This window comes from Arthrobacter sp. 05L417, from assembly GCF_056397865.1.
Genome location: NZ_JBFTOG010000080.1, coordinates 1 through 1,622, shown reverse-complemented (window position 1 = coordinate 1,622; position 1,622 = coordinate 1). Strand labels below are relative to the sequence as shown.

The 1,622-nt window shown below is 70.9% G+C and carries 1 protein-coding gene; it reads right to left on the bottom strand.

The genetic code is table 11. From position 1 onward, the window contains the following. Positions 1 to 1,622, bottom strand: a 1,622-nt coding sequence (locus tag AC1DJW_RS26345) for a urocanate hydratase (protein ID WP_476902932.1), incomplete at both ends; no start/stop codon positions are given.

Sequence of the window (1,622 nt, the reverse complement as noted above, 5' to 3'; positions counted from 1 at the left end):
CGAGCTTGCGAGGCTAGGGGGTCCATGGGGATGCGGACGCCGCGTTCGTGGGCGACTTCGATGGCGCGGTCGTAGCCGGCGTCGGCGTGGCGGATGACGCCCATGCCGGGGTCGTTGGTGAGGAGGCGTTCGAGTTTCTGCGCGGCGAGCTCGGTGCCGTCGGCGACGGAGACCTGGCCGGTGTGGATGGAGCGGCCGATGCCAACGCCGCCGCCGTGGTGGATGGAGACCCAGGTCGCGCCGGAGGAGGCGGCGGTCAGGGCGTTGAGCAGGGGCCAGTCCGCGATCGCGTCGGAGCCGTCCTTCATGGACTCGGTCTCCCGGTACGGGGAGGCCACGGAGCCGGAGTCCAGGTGGTCCCGGCCGATCACGATGGGGGCCTTGACCTTGCCCTCGGCGACGAGCTGGTTGAACAGCAGGCCCGCTTTGGCGCGTTCGCCGTAGCCCAGCCAGCAGATCCGGGCCGGGAGGCCTTCGAACTCGACGCGTTCGGCGGCGGCGTCGAGCCATTTGTGCAGGTGGGTGTTCTCCGGGAACAGTTCCTTGATCGCGGCGTCGGTCACGGCGATGTCCTCGGGGTCACCGGAGAGCGCGACCCAGCGGAACGGGCCCAGCCCTTCGCAGAACAGGGGCCGGATGTAGGCCGGGACGAAGCCGGGGAACTCGAAGGCCCGGCCGTAGCCGCCCTTGCGGGCCTCGTCGCGGATCGAGTTGCCGTAGTCGAAGACCTCGGCCCCGGCGTCCTGGAACTCGACCATGGCCTGGACGTGCCGGGCCATGGAGGCCTGGGCTTTCTTCGTGAAGCCTTCCGGGTCGGCTTCGGCCTCGGTGTGCCACTCGGCCACGGTGATGCCTTCGGGCAGGTAGGAGAGCGGGTCGTGCGCGGAGGTCTGGTCGGTCACGACGTCGATGCTGATTTCCCCGGCCTTGTGGCGGGCGAGGAGTTCGGGGAAGACTTCGGCGGCGTTGCCCACGTAGCCCACGGACCAGCCGCGGCGCTCGGCCTTGGCCGCCTGGACCTTGGCGATCGCGGTGTCCAGGTCGGTTTCGACCTCGTCCAGGTAGCGTTTGCCGACGCGGCGGCGCAGCCGGGACTCGTCGACGTCCACGATCAGGCAGGCCCCGTCGTTCAGGGTCACCGCGAGCGGCTGGGCCCCGCCCATGCCCCCGCACCCGCCGGTCAGGGTCAGGGTCCCGGCCAACGGGCCCTCGGAGGAACCCTCCGGGGCCGGTGCGGGGTGGCGGGCAGTGTCATGCCTTGCGGCCCTGAGTTTGTTCCCGACGGCGGCGAAGGTCTCGTAGGTGCCCTGCAGGATGCCCTGGGTGCCGATGTAGATCCAGGACCCGGCGGTCATCTGCCCGTACATCATCAGGCCCTCGGCCTCCAGGCGGCGGAACTCGGGCCAGGTCGCCCAGTCGCCCACGAGGTTGGAGTTGGCCAGCAGCACCCGCGGCGCCCACTCATGGGTGCGGAACACCCCGACGGGCTTGCCGGACTGGACCAGGAGCGTCTCGTCCTTCTCCATCGTCTCCAGGGTCCGGGTGATCGCGTCGAACGCGGCCCAGGACCGGGCGGCCCGGCCCGTGCCGCCGTACACGACCAGGTCATCCGGGCGCTCGGC